This is a genomic window from bacterium (assembly GCA_035419245.1).
GTDB lineage: Bacteria > Zhuqueibacterota > Zhuqueibacteria > Residuimicrobiales > Residuimicrobiaceae > JAKPUX01.
Genome location: DAOLSP010000005.1, coordinates 107,922 through 124,894, shown reverse-complemented (window position 1 = coordinate 124,894; position 16,973 = coordinate 107,922). Strand labels below are relative to the sequence as shown.

General features: G+C 56.7%; 18 protein-coding genes. All 18 read left to right on the top strand.

Annotated elements, in window-relative coordinates; genetic code table 11:
* Window positions 1-21 precede the first annotated feature (21 nt).
* The 18 genes from lipA to PLH32_09200 all read left to right on the top strand — a co-directional run bounded on the left by lipA (window position 22) and on the right by PLH32_09200 (window position 16,961).
* A complete protein-coding gene (gene lipA, locus PLH32_09285) occupies window positions 22-882 on the top strand; it encodes a lipoyl synthase (GenBank protein ID HQJ64787.1) in 861 nt (286 codons plus the stop codon).
* 16 nt (window positions 883-898) lie between these two features.
* A complete protein-coding gene (def, locus tag PLH32_09280; protein HQJ64786.1) occupies window positions 899-1,483 on the top strand; it encodes a peptide deformylase in 585 nt (194 codons plus the stop codon).
* Window positions 1,484-1,686: 203 nt separating this feature from the next.
* Window positions 1,687-2,652, top strand: coding sequence for an ROK family protein (locus PLH32_09275; protein ID HQJ64785.1), 966 nt, complete (start codon window positions 1,687-1,689; stop codon window positions 2,650-2,652).
* A gap of 3 nt (window positions 2,653-2,655) precedes the next feature.
* Entirely contained in the window at window positions 2,656-3,669 is a 1,014-nt protein-coding gene (locus PLH32_09270) for a D-cysteine desulfhydrase family protein (protein HQJ64784.1), read from the top strand.
* Window positions 3,670-3,870: 201 nt separating this feature from the next.
* Window positions 3,871-4,239, top strand: coding sequence for a hypothetical protein (locus PLH32_09265; protein ID HQJ64783.1), 369 nt, complete (start codon window positions 3,871-3,873; stop codon window positions 4,237-4,239).
* Between the two features lie 117 nt (window positions 4,240-4,356).
* Entirely contained in the window at window positions 4,357-5,028 is a 672-nt protein-coding gene (locus PLH32_09260; protein ID HQJ64782.1) for a tetratricopeptide repeat protein, read from the top strand.
* A 102-nt stretch (window positions 5,029-5,130) separates the two neighbouring features.
* The gene (rimP, locus tag PLH32_09255; GenBank protein ID HQJ64781.1) at window positions 5,131-5,583 is read left to right on the top strand and encodes a ribosome maturation factor RimP; all 453 of its coding nucleotides are present in this window, start codon (window positions 5,131-5,133) and stop codon (window positions 5,581-5,583) included.
* Between the two features lie 19 nt (window positions 5,584-5,602).
* A complete protein-coding gene (gene nusA, locus PLH32_09250; GenBank protein HQJ64780.1) occupies window positions 5,603-6,847 on the top strand; it encodes a transcription termination factor NusA in 1,245 nt (414 codons plus the stop codon).
* A 66-nt stretch (window positions 6,848-6,913) separates the two neighbouring features.
* The gene (infB, locus tag PLH32_09245) at window positions 6,914-9,577 is read left to right on the top strand and encodes a translation initiation factor IF-2 (GenBank protein HQJ64779.1); all 2,664 of its coding nucleotides are present in this window, start codon (window positions 6,914-6,916) and stop codon (window positions 9,575-9,577) included.
* Between the two features lie 9 nt (window positions 9,578-9,586).
* Window positions 9,587-9,874 carry a DUF503 domain-containing protein gene (locus PLH32_09240; GenBank protein ID HQJ64778.1) on the top strand — a complete coding sequence of 96 codons (288 nt, stop codon included), beginning with the start codon at window positions 9,587-9,589 and terminating at the stop codon, window positions 9,872-9,874.
* 4 nt (window positions 9,875-9,878) lie between these two features.
* A complete protein-coding gene (gene rbfA / locus PLH32_09235; GenBank protein ID HQJ64777.1) occupies window positions 9,879-10,235 on the top strand; it encodes a 30S ribosome-binding factor RbfA in 357 nt (118 codons plus the stop codon).
* 59 nt (window positions 10,236-10,294) lie between these two features.
* Window positions 10,295-10,939, top strand: coding sequence for a tRNA pseudouridine(55) synthase TruB (truB, locus tag PLH32_09230; GenBank protein HQJ64776.1), 645 nt, complete (start codon window positions 10,295-10,297; stop codon window positions 10,937-10,939).
* A gap of 7 nt (window positions 10,940-10,946) precedes the next feature.
* On the top strand, window positions 10,947-11,882 hold the full coding sequence (locus PLH32_09225) for a bifunctional riboflavin kinase/FAD synthetase (protein HQJ64775.1): 936 nt from the start codon (window positions 10,947-10,949) through the stop codon (window positions 11,880-11,882).
* 24 nt (window positions 11,883-11,906) lie between these two features.
* Window positions 11,907-12,176, top strand: coding sequence for a 30S ribosomal protein S15 (rpsO, locus tag PLH32_09220; protein ID HQJ64774.1), 270 nt, complete (start codon window positions 11,907-11,909; stop codon window positions 12,174-12,176).
* Window positions 12,177-12,258: 82 nt separating this feature from the next.
* Window positions 12,259-13,215, top strand: coding sequence for an ATP-binding cassette domain-containing protein (locus PLH32_09215; protein ID HQJ64773.1), 957 nt, complete (start codon window positions 12,259-12,261; stop codon window positions 13,213-13,215).
* Window positions 13,212-13,997 (top strand): ABC transporter permease, encoded by a 786-nt coding sequence (locus PLH32_09210; protein ID HQJ64772.1) that lies wholly within the window; start codon window positions 13,212-13,214, stop codon window positions 13,995-13,997. The genes PLH32_09215 and PLH32_09210 overlap by 4 nt, the downstream gene beginning before the upstream one ends.
* Entirely contained in the window at window positions 13,997-15,526 is a 1,530-nt protein-coding gene (locus PLH32_09205; protein HQJ64771.1) for a Gldg family protein, read from the top strand. The genes PLH32_09210 and PLH32_09205 overlap by 1 nt, the downstream gene beginning before the upstream one ends.
* A gap of 76 nt (window positions 15,527-15,602) precedes the next feature.
* The gene (locus tag PLH32_09200) at window positions 15,603-16,961 is read left to right on the top strand and encodes a DUF4340 domain-containing protein (protein HQJ64770.1); all 1,359 of its coding nucleotides are present in this window, start codon (window positions 15,603-15,605) and stop codon (window positions 16,959-16,961) included.
* Window positions 16,962-16,973: the final 12 nt, after the last annotated feature.

The window sequence follows — 16,973 nt, the reverse complement described above, 5'->3', positions numbered from 1 at the left end:
AATTTATTCTTAAATTATCTAATGTCATCAACGAAAGAACTCCGCAGGCCTCACTGGCTCAAGGTAGACCTCGCCGGCAAGGGCTCGTTTTATCAGGTCAAGGAACTGGTCGCCGGCCACCAGCTACATACCGTCTGCCAGAGCGCCCGCTGCCCTAACATCGGCGAATGCTGGGGACGAAAGACCGCGACCTTTATGATCCTCGGCGATATCTGTTCGCGCAACTGCGGCTTTTGCGCGGTTCTCCACGGCCGGCTGCAGCCCCCGGATCCCGATGAGCCGGCTCGCGTCGCTGCGGCGGTCCAGGAACTGGGATTGCGCTATGCCGTGGTCACCTCGGTCACCCGCGATGACCTTCCGGATGGAGGCGCAGCCCATTTTGCCGCGACCATCTCCGCCATCCGCGCCCGTTCACCGCGGTGCCAGGTCGAGGTCCTAATCCCCGACCTCGGCGGCTCCATCTCAGCCCTGGCCGCGATTCTGGCCGCCCAACCCGACGTCCTCAGTCATAACCTCGAAACCGTTCAGGCGCTCTACCCGCGCGTCCGGCCGCAAGCCGACTATCGGCGCTCCCTGACGTTGCTCGCTGCGGCACGAAAGGCGGGGAGTCTCACCAAATCGGGACTGATGCTGGGCCTTGGCGAAACCCGCGCCCAACTCCAGGCCGCCCTCGCCGACCTCCGCGCCGTCGACTGCCAGCTTCTCACGCTCGGGCAGTATCTGCCGCCCTCCCGTCACCATTTGCCGGTCGATCGCTTCATAGAACCCGGTGAGTTTGCGGAGTGGCAAGAGACGGCAATCAGGATGGGCTTTATACATGTTGAATCGGCACCGCTGGTCCGCAGTTCCTATCGTGCAGACAGGCAATCAACCCACGCTTAACCTCAAAGGTAGATTCATGGCGGTTTTACCGGTAATTAAATATGGCCACCCGACCCTGCGCACGACGGCCAGACGCATCCAGCCCGGCGAGCTCAGTGAAACCTTTATCGCCGATATGATCGAGACCATGGAGGCGCTCGACGGTGTCGGCCTTGCAGCCACTCAGGTCAATGTCGACAAGCAACTGCTGGTCGCAAAGGATATAGACCATAAAAAACTATACGTGCTGGCCAATCCGGAGGTCATCGCTTACAGCGAAAAGATGGAGAAGGATATCGAGGGCTGCCTCAGTCTCCCCGGTCTGCAGGGACAAGTTCCCCGCTATATCCGGATCATCGTCAAGGCCGAAACCCCTGAAGGTCATACGGTTGAAATCGAGGCGCGGGGTCATTTTGCCCGCGTGCTGCAGCATGAAATCGATCACCTCCACGGCATCCTCTATATTGACCGGACGCTGCCCGGTTCCCTGGAGTGGATAGTCGACACCGGAAGCGAAAGTTACAGCACCACCGCGGCCACCCTCGAGGAGATCCAGCAGACCTATCGCAAGCGGTATCACGAAGGGGCCAGCAAACTGCAATTTGCAGCCCTGAGGGCCTGAAATCACGAACGGCATTGAACAGAGCCACTGCGGTGTCCAAAGGCTGGCAACCCCGGTCGCCTCGGCAGAAAAGACTTGAAAATCTCGCAGCGATTGGGTACTTTTTACCGCTTGCAGGAAAAAATGCTGAGCAAGAGGCCGGAGAGAGGGTGCTGGAATAAACAGACGAAGGCCTGAACAAGCAGAAGCCACTAGGAGAAGAAATGGAGCAGAAGGAAAGGGCCTTCATCGGCCTGGATCTGGGCGGGACTTTTTTAAAATATGCCCTGGGCACCGAGGATGGGACGATTCGTGCAAAGGGCAAACTGCCCAGTAACGCCCAGGAATCCAAGGAAGCGGTCTTTGCCGTAATGTTCACCGCGGTGGAAGAACTCCTCGAGGTAGCGACTAAACAGGGACTTGAAATAGCCGGGATCGGTGTCGGCAGTCCCGGAGCGATTGACTACAATACTGGACGGGTGCTTGGCAATACGCCGAACCTGCCCAAGTGGCCCAATGCCGATATCCGCGGCAATCTGCAGGGGCGCTTTGGCATACCAGTGTGGGCGGATAACGATGCCAATGTTGCCATTCTTGCAGAAGCCCGCTATGGTGCTGCCAAGGAGTATATCAACGTCATCGGACTGACCCTCGGTACCGGCATCGGCGGCGGCATTGTCATCGATGATCAGCTCTTCCGTGGTGCGCGTTTCTCTGGAGCGGAATTGGGCCACATGAGTATCAACTTTGAGGGGCCGCTCTGTGGCTGCGGTAATCCGGGATGTCTAGAGGTCTACGCCTCCGCGCCGGCGATGGTGCGCAATTATGCCGGAAAACTCAAGTCGCGTAATCTGCCGGTTCCCGAAGGCCTGAGTACTGAAGTGATCTTTGCAAACGCCAAAACCGGGGAAGAGGCCGCCAACGAGACCATCGATGAGACCTGTTTTTACCTCGGATGCGGTATTGGCAATATCGTCAATATTTTCAATCCGGATGTCGTTGTCATCGGCGGCGGGGTTGCCGACGCAGGAGATGAGTTCATCGCCCGCATCTGGAAAAGCGTGCAAGGCCATGCCCTGGCGGCGTCCCTGGAGGGAGTCCGCCTGGTGCGCGCCCAAATGGGCAACGACGCCGGCGTCGTCGGCGCGCTGGCGCTCGCCGCGGATGCGGTCAAAGCCGCCAGGAGATAAGCGATGCCGATAATCGAACCCCAGCGTCTATCGCTGGCCCAGCTGCCCACCCCGATCCAACCCTTGAAGCGCTGGAGCGCCGATCTCGGCGGGCCGGCCCTCTGGATCAAGCGCGATGACTTGACCGGCATGGATCTCAGCGGCAACAAGATCCGCAAACTCGAATACGTAGCCAGGGCCGCTCTCGATGCCCGCGCTGATGTGCTCATTACCTGCGGCGCCGTCCAATCCAATCATGCACGCGCCACGGCGGTTACGGCAGCCCGGCTGGGACTGCGGTCACACCTGCTCCTGCGTGGAGCACAGCCGGATACGCTGGCTGGAAACTTTTTTCTCGACCGGGTGGTCGGAGCTGCAGTCACCTATATCTCCCCTGAAGCCTATCGCGACCGCCGCCAGGAAATCATGGAGGAGATCGCCGCCGGCTACGCGCAGAAAAACCAGCGTGCCTATATCATCCCAGAGGGTGCTTCCGATGGGCTGGGCGCCTTTGGCTATGCAGAGGCGGTGCGCGAAATCCGGCAGCAATCCGCTCACCTGGGGATTCACTTTGACGCCATGGTCTGCGCTGTGGGCTCGGGGGGAACACTCGCAGGACTGATCCTTGGCAAGGAACGCGAATCCTGGGAGACCGAGGTCATCGGCATCAATATCTGCGACGATGCGGCCTATTTTACCGCCCGTATCCTTGAGATCCTGGACGAGGTGCGGCGGAAGTATCATCCAGAGCTAAAGGCGGATGCCAAAAGTATACATCTAATCGATGGTTATGCCGGAGAAGGTTATGGCAAATCCCGCCCGGAAGAACTGGAAACACTCATCCGTCTGGCGCAGCGGGAAGGGGTAATCCTCGACCCGGTCTATACCGGCAAGGCGATGCATGGATTGGTGCAGGAGATCGCCAAGGGCCATTTGAGGGAAATGAGGAACATCCTCTTCCTGCATAGTGGCGGTCTTTTCGGCCTGCTGGGCGTGTCGGAATCGCTGCGCCCGTTGCTGGAGAAGTCCAGGGGCTAAGGAAGAGATTGCATCGTTGATGACGAAAAGCCCTTTGTGCAGTACGATGAACAAAGGGTTTTTTATCGGCCGGGTGCGGAACGCTCAAATAATGCGGATGGAAAATTGTCTTGCAATTTCTCCATATTTTCACAACATTATGCATATAGCGGTGCTAAACGGGAGCTGTAACTGTGTTTGAATCGAGAGGCCCTGAGAGCTATGCCCATCCCTGATCCTCAAACCATGGCCCAGGGTGGCGAACGCGGCGGTGATTTCCTGGTCTGGTTCGAGATTCATCCCACCGTCTCCATCGTCGCCTTCGCGTTGGGAGTGATGATCTTCGTCATCGCCTATTTCGCCGGCGGCCGGGAAAATTTCGCCAAACTATGGTCGAGCATCGTCATTTCCCTGGTGATCAGCGTGCTCTCCATGCCGATTTTTATCAAATTCGGCCATTTCTTCGGCTTGCTCCGGTCCAAGATCGGCGAAATCTTCGTCCTCTTCCTCTTCATGATCTTCATCTCGGCCCTCGCCGGTCACCTCTACGAGATCGTTACCGTCTCCGCCCGGGAAGCCCGTCCTGATTGAGTTCTTGACGCAGGCCATCTTCCGCCGCCTTTTCTGTTGCATTTCGATGATTTCATCCTTATATTATCAAGTTTTAATCAACTCGGAATTTTGGATCATAAACCAACTGGACGTCCAATGCTCAAACCGCGAAAAAAGATCACCAAGAAACAGCTTAAGGAAGACAAGCTGGTCACTTTTTATTTCCAGGCCCAGGAATGGCTTGAACAGAACGGTAAGATTTTGATGATGGCGGTCGGCGCCGTGGTTCTAGTCGCAGCCGGCGTGGCCTATTACTCCTACTCCCAGATCAGGGCAGAAAGGAGCGCCAGTGTCGATCTGGCGCGCGCTACCCGCACCCTCGAGGCCCAGGATTACCAGAATGCCATCAGCCAGCTGAGCCCGATCGTCGACAGCTACGGCGGCACCACCAGCGGTAAAATGGCACGGCTCTATCTGGCCAACGCCTTCTTTCAGACCAAGGAATATGCCAACGCCCGCAAACATTATGAGAAATTCGCGGGCAGCTTTAAAGGGGATGACTATTTTCGCGCAGCGGCTATCGGCGGCGTCGCAGCCTGCCTCGAAGAGGAGAAAAACCTTGGCGAAGCGGCAGCCGCTTACCTCAAGGCGGCCGACTCATACAAATCAGTACTCACCCCCTCGATGCTGCTCAATGCCGGACGCTGCTATCAGCAGGCCGGCAATACGGCCCAGGCCCGTAAGGTGCTCAATCGTCTTCTCGATGAGTATCCCAAGGCGACTGAAAAGGATGATGCCCTGATGCTCCTTAGCATGCTCGGGAACTGATTTTCTCGCGAATTTTCTTGCATAGTTTGTTATTTTTTTATATATTATCACTCTGAAGTGGGTCCATTTTGGCCCACTTTTTTATTGTTACGGAATCACAGCATGATAGAAATAAATGATTTAAAAGCAATTATCGAAGCGATACTGACCGAGATGGCAATCGACCTGGTCGATCTCGAAGTCCACGGACGCAAGGGCAATCTGGTCATTCGCATCTATGCCGATGAGGCTGGTGGCATTTCCCTGGCGCGTTGCACCAGTGCCAGCCGCGCTATCTCCGCCCGGCTCGACCAAATTAATCTCATCCCGGGGCAGTATACCCTCGAACTCTCCTCGCCCGGCACCGATCGTCCGCTCAAGACAGAAAAAGATTTCATCCGGCACCAAGGACGAAAAGTAGCGGTGACTTACCATCAAGGCGCGGAACAGCGTTCCGCCACGGGGATCATTCTGCAAGTCACCGCAGGGATCCTGCATCTCCAGACGGGTGGGGAGGAACTTGTTATCCCCCTGGCCGACCTGATTCTGGCAAAAGTTGTCGTCGAATTCAAATGATCTCTATTGGAAAAAAGCTATGAAAAACGAGATTGTCGAAGCCTTTTCCCTGCTTGTCAAAGAGAAAAACATTGACAAGGAGGTCCTTTCCCGGATCTTGCAGGAGATTTTCCTGGGCCTGCTGAAGAAAAAATACGGCCCGAATGGCAATTACTCCATCTTTGTCAACATGGAGAAGGGCGAGATTGAAATCTACCAGAGCAAAAACGTGGTCACCGAGGTTACCGACGATGTGACCGAAATCGCTCTCGAGGAAGCGCAGAAGAGCGCGCCAGACATGGAAGAGGGGGATGAATTCCTTGAAATCATCGATCCTTCGACGTTCGGCCGCCGCCTGATCATTTCCGCCAAGCAGAATCTCAATCAGCGCATCAAAGAGATCGAAAAAGAGGTGGTTTACGAAGAATACAAGAACCGGGTTGGTGAAATCATCATAGGCGAGATCCGCCAGGTCAACCGCGATGAAATTTTCATGACCGTCGACAACCGCACCGAGGTGATCCTGCCCAAGAACGAGCAGATCAAGGATGAACGGCATCACCGTGGCGGTACCCTGCGCGCCGTGATCAAGGAGGTGCGCAAGAGCAACCGTGGACCGGAGATCGTCGTCAGCCGCGCCGACGATATGTTCATCACCCGGCTCTTTGAGAACGAAGTACCCGAAATTGACGAGGGCATCATCGAGGTCCGCGGCATCGCCCGTGAGGCCGGCGAGCGCACCAAAATCGCCGTCTACTCCCACGACAAGCGCATTGACGCCGTCGGCGCCTGTGTCGGCATGAAAGGCATGCGCATCCAGTCCATCGTCAAGGAACTCAACAACGAAAAGATCGATATCATCAACTGGAGCAGTGAACCCGAGATCTTTATCACCCGTGCGCTCAGCCCCGCCAAGCCCCTGCGCATCATCATCGACGAGGAGGAGAAGAAGGTCAGTGCCGTGCTCGACGACGAGCAGATCTCCCTGGCCATCGGCAAGGGCGGCGTCAACCGCCGCCTGGCTTCACGCCTGACCGGCTATGACATCCAGACGATGCGCGAGGAGGATTTCCGCAAACTGATGGAAGAACAGCGCGATCTGGACAAGGCGATCACCGATGTCACCAGCATCACCGAGAAACAGAAGAGCCTGTTGATCAGCGGCGGCTTTGGCTCGGTTCGCGATGTCCTCAACGCGGGCACCGAGGGCCTCACCCAGCTGCCGGGCATCGGCGTGAAAACGGCCGAGAAGATCCTCGAAGCACTCGAGGCCGAAACCCAATAATCGCGTCCACCAATGGAACCTGATGCCAGTGTGATCGCCATGTAGAATTAGGAGTGTCATTTGTCTGTGAAAAAGCGGGTATTCCAAGTCGCAAGAGAGTTCAACATCTCCAATGAAGCTCTTGTCGCCTTCCTCACCAAACTGAACCATGATGTGCGCAACCAGATGAGTCTGGTCTCGGACGAGGCCTATGCCGCCGTCGTGGAAAAGTTCGGCGAAAAAACAACTCAAATTGATGAAGAATATGAGTTTCGCCGCAGACTGCGCGAGAAAAAGGCGCAAGAGGAGGCTAAAAAGATCGAGGCCCAGAAAAACCTGGAACGGCGGCTGGCCGTTGCCCAGGAAATGGCCAAGGAGATGCCTGAACTGCGCAAGCGCCGTGAAACGGCCGCTGTCGAGGCAGCAGCCCGCCAGGAGGCTCAGGCTGCCGAAGACAAACGGGCTAGCGAAGCCGGCGCCAAGATCCCGCCGGTCAAAGCAAAAGCCGCAGGAGCTATCCCGGTAGAAGCCCCGCCCGAGCCTGTCAAGGCCAAGCCGCACAAGCGGCTGGTTGTCATCGAAATTCCGCCTGAGGAGACTTCGCGCCGGACGCGCGAAAAGGAGCGTCCCGCCGAAGAAACGGAAAAGCCAGCCGCACGCGCGCCGAAAGAGGGTGCCCCCGCCAAGGAGAGCATTCCGGTCGAACGCCTCGCCGAGATCGAAGCCGAAGAGGGCCGCCACAAGAAGAAGCGGAAACGGAAACGGAAGAAGAAAGGGGCTGAAGCGCCCGCCGAACCGGCTGCGGTTACGCCGGCGGAGGCCGAGCATAAGCGCAAGCGACCGAAAAAGAAGAAAAAGATCACATTCAACGAGGCCGAGATCCAGGAGACCATCCGCCAGACCATGGCAGCGATGGAGGAGCCGGGCAAAGGCAAGAAGAAAAAACGCCGCATCCAGCTGGATGACGAGACCGAGGTCGAGGAGACTCCGATCATCAAGGTCAGCGAATTCATGTCGGTCTCCGAACTGGCCCGCCTGATGGATGCGGATGCTTCCGAAATCATCAAAAAGTGTATGGAACTCGGCATGATGGTTTCGATCAACCAGCGCCTGGATATGGATACCATCACACTGCTCGCCGGGGAGTACGGCTATGAAGTGGCGCCCCTGGCGGAATTCGGCGAGGATCTGCTCGAGCAACTCGAAAAGGAAGAGGTAGATGAGGATGCCAAGCTGGTGCGCCGTCCGCCAGTAGTCACCATTATGGGGCATGTCGACCATGGCAAGACCTCGCTGCTCGATTATATCCGCAAGAGCAATATCATCGCCGGCGAGGCGGGTGGCATCACCCAGCACATCGGCGCCTACGAAGTCCTGACCGATGACGGCAAGCCGATCACCTTTCTCGATACGCCGGGTCATGAGGCCTTCACCGCCATGCGCGCGCGCGGGGCTCAGGCCACCGATATCGTCATCCTGGTCGTCGCCGCGGACGATAATGTCATGCCGCAGACCATAGAGGCCATCAGTCACGCCAAGGCGGCAAATGTTCCCATCGTGGTCGCGATTAACAAGATCGACAAACCCGGTGCCAATCCGGACAACATCCGCATGCAACTCTCCAAGCAGGATGTGTTGGTCGAACAATGGGGCGGAAAATACCAATGTGTTGAAATTTCCGCCAAAACCGGCCAGAATATCGAGCTGCTGCTGGACAATGTCCTGCTTGAGGCCGAAGTGCTTGACCTCAAGGCCAATCCCGAACGCCTGGCGCGCGGTGTCATCATCGAATCGGAGCTGGACCGCGGCAAGGGTGTTGTCGCCACGGTGCTGGTCCAGTCTGGAACCCTCAAAGTCGGCGATCCCTTTATCGCCGGCTCTTTCAGCGGCAAGGTGCGCTCGATGTTCGATGACCACGGCCGCAAAGTCAAGTCGGCTGGGCCCTCCAAACCGGTGGCTGTGCTCGGATTTGCCGGCATGCCTCAGGCGGGCGATTCCATGATCGTGCTCCAGTCCGAGCGCGACACCCGCGAAATCAGCCAGAAACGCCAGCAACTACAGCGTGAACATGAACGCTGGCGCAGCCATCCGCGCACCCTGGACGAAATCTCGCGCCAGATCCAGAAAGGCCAGGTCCGCCAGCTCTATGTGGTGCTTAAGGCGGACGTGGACGGCTCGATCGAGGCCATCACCGATACCCTGATCAGTCTCGGTACCGATGAAGTGGCGGTCGAGATCATTCATCGCGGCGTCGGCGCCATCTCGGAATCGGACGTCCTCCTGGCCTCGGCTTCCAGCGCCATCATCATCGGTTTCAACGTCCGCCCGACCTCTAAGGCCCGCGAACTGGCCGCCAAGGAGAACGTGGACATCCGTCTCTATGACGTTATCTATGATATTGTCAACGATATCAAGGCGGCCCTCGAGGGCTTCCTGGCGCCGGCCATATCCGAAGAACTGACGGCGACTGTCGAGATCCGTCAGGTTTTCAAGGTGCCAAAAGTTGGCAATATTGCCGGCTGTTATGTCACCTCAGGCAAGATCAGCCGTAGCGACCGCGTCAAGGTCTACCGCGACGACCGCCTCATTCACGATGGGCAACTGGCTTCGCTCAAGCGCTTCAAGGACGATGTGCGCGAGGTGGCCACCGGATTTGAGTGCGGCATCTCATTGGCCAATTATGACGATATCAAGGTGAATGACATCCTTGAAGCCTACAAGGTGGTCGAAACCAAGCGGACCCTGGAATAGGATGATGCCATGGCGATGCTGGTAGGCCTGTATCAGATCGAACTCTTCATCCCGGAAAGCGGATCGCTCAAGGGCAAACGATTTCTACTCAAGAGCCTTAAAACCCGGATCCGCAACAAGTTCAACGTCTCTGTGGCGGAGGTGGACGAGAACGAAAAATGGCAGCGCAGCACCCTGGGCATTGCCCTGGTTGCCAACGAACGCAAGTTTATCGACCAGGTGATGTCGGAAATCTTCCATCTGATCGAGACCGAGGGAGAGGTAGAGATCATAGGTCAGCAGATGGAGATCATCTAGAGTCATGAATAAATATAAACGTGCAGACCGGGTTGCGGCCCTGCTTCAGGAAGAGGTCAGCCGCTTTCTCCTCTTCGAGCTGAAAAAGGGCGATCTGGGCTTCATCACCATCACCCATGTCAAGATGTCCGATGATCTGCGCCATGCGCGGATCTTTTATAGCGTCCTGGGCGATCAGGCGCGCATCGAACATACCGCACAGCGGCTCGAGCAGTTGACCGGCATGATCCGCGGTGAGATGGGTCATCGTCTTGGACTTCGTTATGTGCCCGAGATCCAGTTCAGCTATGACGATTCCGCCCGCTATGCCGCCCATATCCAGGATGTGATTGAAAAGATACACCGGGAGGAGAAGTCATAGCCGCTTCCCGTCTTTCTGGAACGCACCGGGATGCCCGCTGCCCGGACCTCATTCTCAACCTGCGCAAACCGGTCGGCTGGTCCTCCTTTGATGTGGTTCGCCTGGTGAAAAAACTCGTTGCCGGCGGAAAAGTCGGTCATGCCGGGACGCTCGATCCCTTCGCGGAGGGGGTCCTGCTGGTCTGCACCGGAAGTGAAACCCGGAATATCAGCGTTCTTGTCGATGCGCCCAAGGAATACCGAGGACGGATGCGTCTCGGGGTCACGACCGACACCCTAGACATCAGCGGAGTGATAACGGAAGAGAAAAGGTGTGCTCCGCTGGATCGAGAGCAAGTCTGCGAAGCCGCCCGTCGTTTCGTCGGTGAAGTGGAACAGGTGCCGCCGAGCTTCTCGGCGATCCATATCGGCGGCCAGCGCCTTTACAAACTCGCCCGGGCCGGCGCGCCGCCGACGCCCGCAGCCCGGCGGGTGGTCATTCACAACCTCGAGGTGCTGGCGGTCGCGGATAATCGGATCGATTTTGTGGTCTCTTGTTCCAAGGGCACCTATATCCGTGCCCTCGCGCGTGATCTGGCCCTGGTACTCGGCACTGTAGGTTTTTTGTCGCATCTCACCCGGACGCGCATCGGTGCGTATCTGTTGCAGGATGCCCTGGAAGTAACCGCTTTGCCGCAGTATATTGAATCTGAACGGTGTAGATAGAGCAGTAATGCAAATCATCTGGAATATCCATACTTTTCCACCCTCCGACTCCAGTGTGGTCTCGCTGGGGACCTTCGATGGGGTTCATCGCGGCCATCAATCGATCCTCACCGAATTGAAGCGGCGCGCCGAACGGGCCCCTGCACACGCGACCATGATCACCTTTGAGCCGCATCCGCAGCTCGTCCTCCAGGATCCCACCCGGCCGCAGCAGGAGGTGCTGACCACCATCGAGGAGAAGATCGAGATCCTCAGCGGCCTCGGCCTCGACCGGCTCGTGATCGCCCATTTCTCGCCGGCCTTCGCTAGCATGGTGCCGGACCGCTTCGTTATCGATATCCTCCTCAACAAGCTGCACATGCGGGAGATCATCATCGGGCACGATCACGCCTTCGGCAAGGGACGCAGCGGCAATCTCGCCCTTCTGCAAAAACTCGGTGAGGACCATGGCTTTGCCGTGGATTCTTTGCCTCCCTTGAAATACGGCGAGGAGATCATCTCGAGCACCAGAATCCGCCAGGCCCTGCAGGAGGGCGATCTGGAGCTTGCCACCCAGATGCTGGGTCGCCCGTACAGCATCAACGGTCTGGTGATGCATGGAGCAGGGCGGGGAACCGGTCTGGGCTTTCCGACCATCAACCTCAAACCCTACTCTCAGTATAAACTGGTGCCGCGCCCCGGCATCTATGCCTCGCGCTCCCGCCTGGGCGGCCGGCGCTATGACTCGGTAACCTACATCGGCCAGCGGCCTACCTTCCCGGATGGGGAACGGGTCATCGAGACCTATATTATCGATTTCAATGCTCAGCTCTACGGGCAGGAGGTGAACGTCGAACTCATCGCCTATATCCGTGAGGATGCCAGATTCGCCACTGCGACGGCCCTGATCGAACAAATCAAACAAGATGTCGCTAAATCTATGGAACTTTTATCAAGCCATTAAAGTTACTAACCGGAGGTTTTTTAAATGCCACTGACCAAAGAAGTAAAAGAAGAGCTTGTGCTCAAGTACGGACAGCGTGCCGGCAATACGGGCAGCACCGAAGCCCAGATCGCCATGCTGACAGAGCGTATCAATCAGCTCACCAAACACTTTCACACGAATCCGAAGGATTTCCACTCCCGGCGCGGTTTGCTCAAGATGGTCGGCCGCCGGCGCCGTTTGCTCGACTACCTGAAATCCAACGATATCACGCTCTATCGTTCGCTGATTCAGGAACTCGGTATCCGCCGTTAGTGTCGGTGCGGCTGCCACTCCCCGATGCGCCCGGAGCATGGTCCAGGCCGGATTCAGACAAAGAGAAAGGAGGCTATGGCCAATGGTTGAAGTAAAACAAGTGACACGCTATTTCGGGCGGGTCATGGCTGTTGACAATGTCTCGTTTCAGGTTGGTAAGGGAGAGATCGTCGGCTTCCTCGGTCCCAACGCCGCTGGCAAGACGACCACCATGCGTATCCTGACAACCTACCTCCCCGCGACTTCCGGTACGGCGGTGGTGGCTGGTTTTGATGTCCATGAGCACTCCATGGAGGTTCGCCGCCGCATCGGCTATTTGCCCGAGAATCCGCCACTCTACATGGATATGCGGGTGACCGATTATCTCGAGTTCGTCGCCAAAATTAAGGGGATCGACGGGCGCGATCGCAAGCGGGCGATTGCTGAAACCATGGATAAAACCGGTATCAGCAGCGTCTCGGGACGGGTCATCAAGCAGCTGTCAAAGGGATACAAGCAGCGCGTCGGACTTGCGCAGGCTTTGGTCCATAATCCCGAAGTGCTCATCCTGGATGAGCCCACCGTCGGCCTCGATCCCAAACAAATCATCGAGGTGCGCGAACTCATCAAGGGCCTCGCCGGTACGCACACCATCATCCTCAGTACACATATTCTGCCCGAAGTCAGTATGACCTGCGAACGGGTGGTCATCATCGACAAGGGTAAAATCGTCGCCGAAGATACTCCGGAAAACCTGACCCGCAAACTGGCCGGGTCGCAGCGTTTCGCTTTGGCTTCCAGCGGACCCGCCGCTGAGGTGCAAAACCTGCTCGGTCGTCTTGAGGGGGTCCGCCAGGTGCGCGCTCTCGATCTGTCCGCGCCACAGGGCATCCGGCATTACCAGATCGAAAGCGGTGCCGAGGGCGATATCAGTCCCGCCATTGCCCGCGCCATCATCGAGAAGGGTTGGGATCTTTATGAACTGCGGCCCGAGGGGCTCAGTCTCGAGGATGTCTTCCTGCGCGTGACGACTACGGAGGAGGAGGTGGATCACAAATGAATAACTATCTCGCCATTCTCAATCGGGAGTGGAGATCCTATTTCAGCTCCCCGATCGCCTACGTGGTAATAGGCCTCTTTTTGCTCATTTCGGGCATCTTTTATTATTTGCTAGTGACCAATTTTGTCCAGATGTGTATGCAAGCGGACATGCAGGCGCAATACTACCGGATGGCCATGCCCAAGCTCAATGTCAATATGATGGCGGTCCGGCCGCTGCTGCACAATATGAGCCTGTTCGCTCTCTTTTTTCTGCCCCTGGTCACCATGCGGCTTTTCTCTGATGAGAAGAAGAGTGGTACGATCGAACTGCTGCTCACCTCGCCGGTGACCAACACCCAGTCCATTCTGGGCAAGTTCAGCGCCGCAGCCGGACTCTATCTGCTGATGCTGCTGCTCAGTGGTCTGTTCATCGCCGTCCTTTTTGTCCTGGGGAAACCCGAGCTGGGCCAGATCCTTACCGGCTACCTCGGGCTCTTTTTGCTCGGATTGTGCTACATCTCGTTCGGGCTCTTTTTCTCGACCCTCACCGATAACCAGATCATCGCGGCGGTGAGCACCGTTGCCTTCATCCTGGTCTTCTGGGCGATTGGCTGGATCTCGGACATGGCGAGCCCTGCCGTTGGCAAGGTTCTGGGGAATTTTTCCCTGATCGAGCATTTCGATGATTTTGCCAAAGGGGTCCTGGATACCAAACACCTCGTTTTTTATCTCAGCTTCGCCGCCATGGGCCTTTTCCTCTCCTATGTCTCTATTGAATCCGCAAAATGGAGGGGCCGATAATGAAAAAGATAGCCGTCTATAGCGGCTGGCTGGGTCTATTGATCCTCCTGGCCGGCCTGATCATCTACTCCCTGACCAGCCTGATGAACTGGATGGTCTATGCGCCGCTGATCCTGGGCGCTATTCTCTTGGTTGCATCGGCCGTGCTGCAGTTCGAAGAACTTAAAAAGGGCTTGACCAGCCGATCGGCCAAATATAGCAGCAACGCTGCCCTGATGATCGCTGTCATTCTCGGGCTTCTCGTCGTCGCCAATATTTTCGCCTCGAGGTTCTCCTGGCGCTGGGATACCACCGCTGCTAAACAGTTCAGCCTGGCAGAACAGACACGAACGCTGTTGAAAAACCTTAAACAGGATGTCAAGGTGACCGGCTTTTTTAAATCCGGTGAAGAGGGCATGGCCAAAGAACTCCTCACCGAGTACGCGCACTATTCCGATCACCTGAAATTTGAATTCAACGATCCGGACAAGAAGCCCGGACTCGCCAAAAAATACCAGGTCAAGGCCTATGGCACCCTTATCGTGGAAGGTAATGGCAAGGAAGAGCGGATCGAGAAGAGTGAAGAACAGCTGCTCACCAATGCCATCATCAAGGTGACGCGGGAAGGTAAAAAGAAGATCTATTTTACCAGCGGCCATGGCGAAAAGGATCCGGAAAAATCGGATCAAAACGGTCTGAATAAGGCCAAGACCGCTCTAGTTAATGAGAATTATGAAGTTGGCACGATCGTCCTGGCCCAAGAAAACAACCTGCCTGCCGATTGCAGCCTGCTGGTGATTGCCGGCCCCAAAAGCGATCTCTTCGGCAACGAAAAATCGCTGATTAGCGCCTATCTCAAGAAGGGCGGCAAACTGCTGGCACTACTTGATCCCGATTCGCCGGACTCTTATGCGGCTCTTCTCAGCGAATGGGGGTACAAGATCGGCCATGATGTCGTGGTGGATGCTTCGGGTTTCGGCCAGCTTTTCGGCGCCGGCCCAACCATGCCGATCGTCTCGCAGTATCCCGAGCATGCGATCACCAAGGATTTCAACTTGATGACTTTTTTTCCGGAAGCCCGTTCGATCAGCCGCGCTGATAATACGCCTGCCGGCCTGACCTGGCAAGAGGTTGCCAAAACCAGCCAGAGAAGCTGGGGTGAGACCTCCCCTCTGAGCGGCCTCAAAGAGATCACCTTTACTCCGGGCGCCGATTTACGCGGACCGGTGACTCTCTGTGCCGCCGCCGAGATGGCTGCGGCATCGGACGCCAGCGGCACAGCCGCCAAAACCCGGCTCGTCGTTTTCGGGGATTCCGATTTCGCAGGAAACAGTTACTTCAACACCCAGGGGAACGGCAATCTATTTCTCAATGCGGTGAGCTGGCTGGCCGGGGAAGAGGATCTGATCTCTGTGCGGGCGCGTGACCCCGAGGACCGGCGAATCACGATCACCCAGACGCAGTCCCGCGCCCTGCTCTATATCGGCGTAATCCTGCTGCCATTAGCTATCTTCGCCACCGGAATCGCCGTCTACCGTAAACGCAAATAACCATGGGCCATGGCTTCCCTGCATCGGGAAGCCATGGCCGGTTTGTATACCTTTGGATTTTTGGAGTCTTGAGGCTATGAGATTCAGAACAACGCTCATCCTCGCGCTCATTCTCACACTGGGCATCCTTGGCGTTGTTTATATGAACAAAAAGGACACGTCCGATCAGGCTGAAAAGAGTGCGAACGAAAAAATAATCAACTACTCCGGCGACGAAATCACCGCCATCGGGATCTGGCCCGCCGGGTTCCAGGCCGCTCGCGATAGTAGCGGATGGTCGATGCAGGCACCCCTGCGCATCCGGGGCGACAAGAACGCCTGGAATGCCATCGCCTCGATGTTCAGCTGGGCGAAAAAAGAACGCATCGTTTCGTCAAGCCCGACCGATTATCCCGCTTTCGGCCTGCTGCCGCCCCGCGCCATCCTGGTGCTGCAGTCCAAAGGCAAAATCGATACCCTCTATATCGGCGACGATGCCGCGATCGGCTCCCTGGTCTATGCCCGGAAAGCCGGTTACCCGGAAGTCTTTCTCGGCACCAGCAGCTTGTGGTCTAATCTCAATAAATCGCTGATGGACCTGCGCGACAAGAGCGTCCTCGATTTTGAACAGAACACTATCAGCACCATGGAAATTAAAAGCGGCCAGGAGATGTTTAATCTCAATAAAGAGGGCAGCGACTGGAAGATCACATTCCCCGGCACCTATCCGGCCGATCGCAACAAGATCTCCGCTTTACTCAATTCGCTACAGTACCAGAAAGCGGCGCGCTTTGTCGAGGAGAATCCGCGGAGCCTTGGCGTGTACGGTCTCGATAAGCCCCTGATGCAGTATACACTCGGCCGCTCAACCGCATCGGGTCCACTTGCACTGGCCATCGGCAAGGCCGAAGGCCATGAATTCTATGCCCGAGATATTTCACGGCCCGCTGTCTTTATAGTCGATTCCAGCTTTGTGAAAAGCCTCAAGGTAACCCTGAATGACCTGCGTGACAAACAGCTTCTACGCTTCCCTGTCTCCGCCGCAGACGGACTTGAACTGAGTATCGGGGATACCACCTTCGTCTGCCAGAAGGACACGGCGGGCCGTTGGACCCTGACCAGGCCAGCGGAGAAGCGGCTTCGGGACTGGAAAATAACCGGACTGGTGAGTGATCTCGCCAACGCTACGGCGGAACGTTTCGTCAGCGACAACGCGACAGCGCTTAAGCCCTTCGGCCTTGATAAACCGCGCATCCGCTGCCGTGTGACCCAAAAGGGCGCGCTGCTCGGGGAACTGCTTCTCGGCCAGGACAAGGATACCACTACGCTCTATGCCAAGACCGGTACAGGGCCTGCACTCTATCTGGTCAAGCGCACCCTATTCGAAAAGTTTAACGTCAAATCGACGGATCTGGTCGATTCCAACCCCGCTGGATCCGCCGCTAAAGAACCATAGCAATAAAGCAAG

Excerpts from the sequence above, each read along its gene's own strand:
- lipA (HQJ64787.1), top strand. The coding sequence starts at position 22 with ATGTCATCAACGAAAGAACTCCGCAGGCCTCACTGGCTCAAGGTAGAC.
- def (HQJ64786.1), top strand. The coding sequence starts at position 899 with ATGGCGGTTTTACCGGTAATTAAATATGGCCACCCGACCCTGCGCACG.
- PLH32_09275 (HQJ64785.1), top strand. The coding sequence starts at position 1,687 with ATGGAGCAGAAGGAAAGGGCCTTCATCGGCCTGGATCTGGGCGGGACT.
- PLH32_09270 (HQJ64784.1), top strand. The coding sequence starts at position 2,656 with ATGCCGATAATCGAACCCCAGCGTCTATCGCTGGCCCAGCTGCCCACC.
- PLH32_09265 (HQJ64783.1), top strand. The coding sequence starts at position 3,871 with ATGCCCATCCCTGATCCTCAAACCATGGCCCAGGGTGGCGAACGCGGC.
- PLH32_09260 (HQJ64782.1), top strand. The coding sequence starts at position 4,357 with ATGCTCAAACCGCGAAAAAAGATCACCAAGAAACAGCTTAAGGAAGAC.
- rimP (HQJ64781.1), top strand. The coding sequence starts at position 5,131 with ATGATAGAAATAAATGATTTAAAAGCAATTATCGAAGCGATACTGACC.
- nusA (HQJ64780.1), top strand. The coding sequence starts at position 5,603 with ATGAAAAACGAGATTGTCGAAGCCTTTTCCCTGCTTGTCAAAGAGAAA.
- PLH32_09240 (HQJ64778.1), top strand. The coding sequence starts at position 9,587 with ATGGCGATGCTGGTAGGCCTGTATCAGATCGAACTCTTCATCCCGGAA.
- rbfA (HQJ64777.1), top strand. The coding sequence starts at position 9,879 with ATGAATAAATATAAACGTGCAGACCGGGTTGCGGCCCTGCTTCAGGAA.
- PLH32_09225 (HQJ64775.1), top strand. The coding sequence starts at position 10,947 with ATGCAAATCATCTGGAATATCCATACTTTTCCACCCTCCGACTCCAGT.
- rpsO (HQJ64774.1), top strand. The coding sequence starts at position 11,907 with ATGCCACTGACCAAAGAAGTAAAAGAAGAGCTTGTGCTCAAGTACGGA.
- PLH32_09215 (HQJ64773.1), top strand. The coding sequence starts at position 12,259 with ATGGTTGAAGTAAAACAAGTGACACGCTATTTCGGGCGGGTCATGGCT.
- PLH32_09210 (HQJ64772.1), top strand. The coding sequence starts at position 13,212 with ATGAATAACTATCTCGCCATTCTCAATCGGGAGTGGAGATCCTATTTC.
- PLH32_09205 (HQJ64771.1), top strand. The coding sequence starts at position 13,997 with ATGAAAAAGATAGCCGTCTATAGCGGCTGGCTGGGTCTATTGATCCTC.
- PLH32_09200 (HQJ64770.1), top strand. The coding sequence starts at position 15,603 with ATGAGATTCAGAACAACGCTCATCCTCGCGCTCATTCTCACACTGGGC.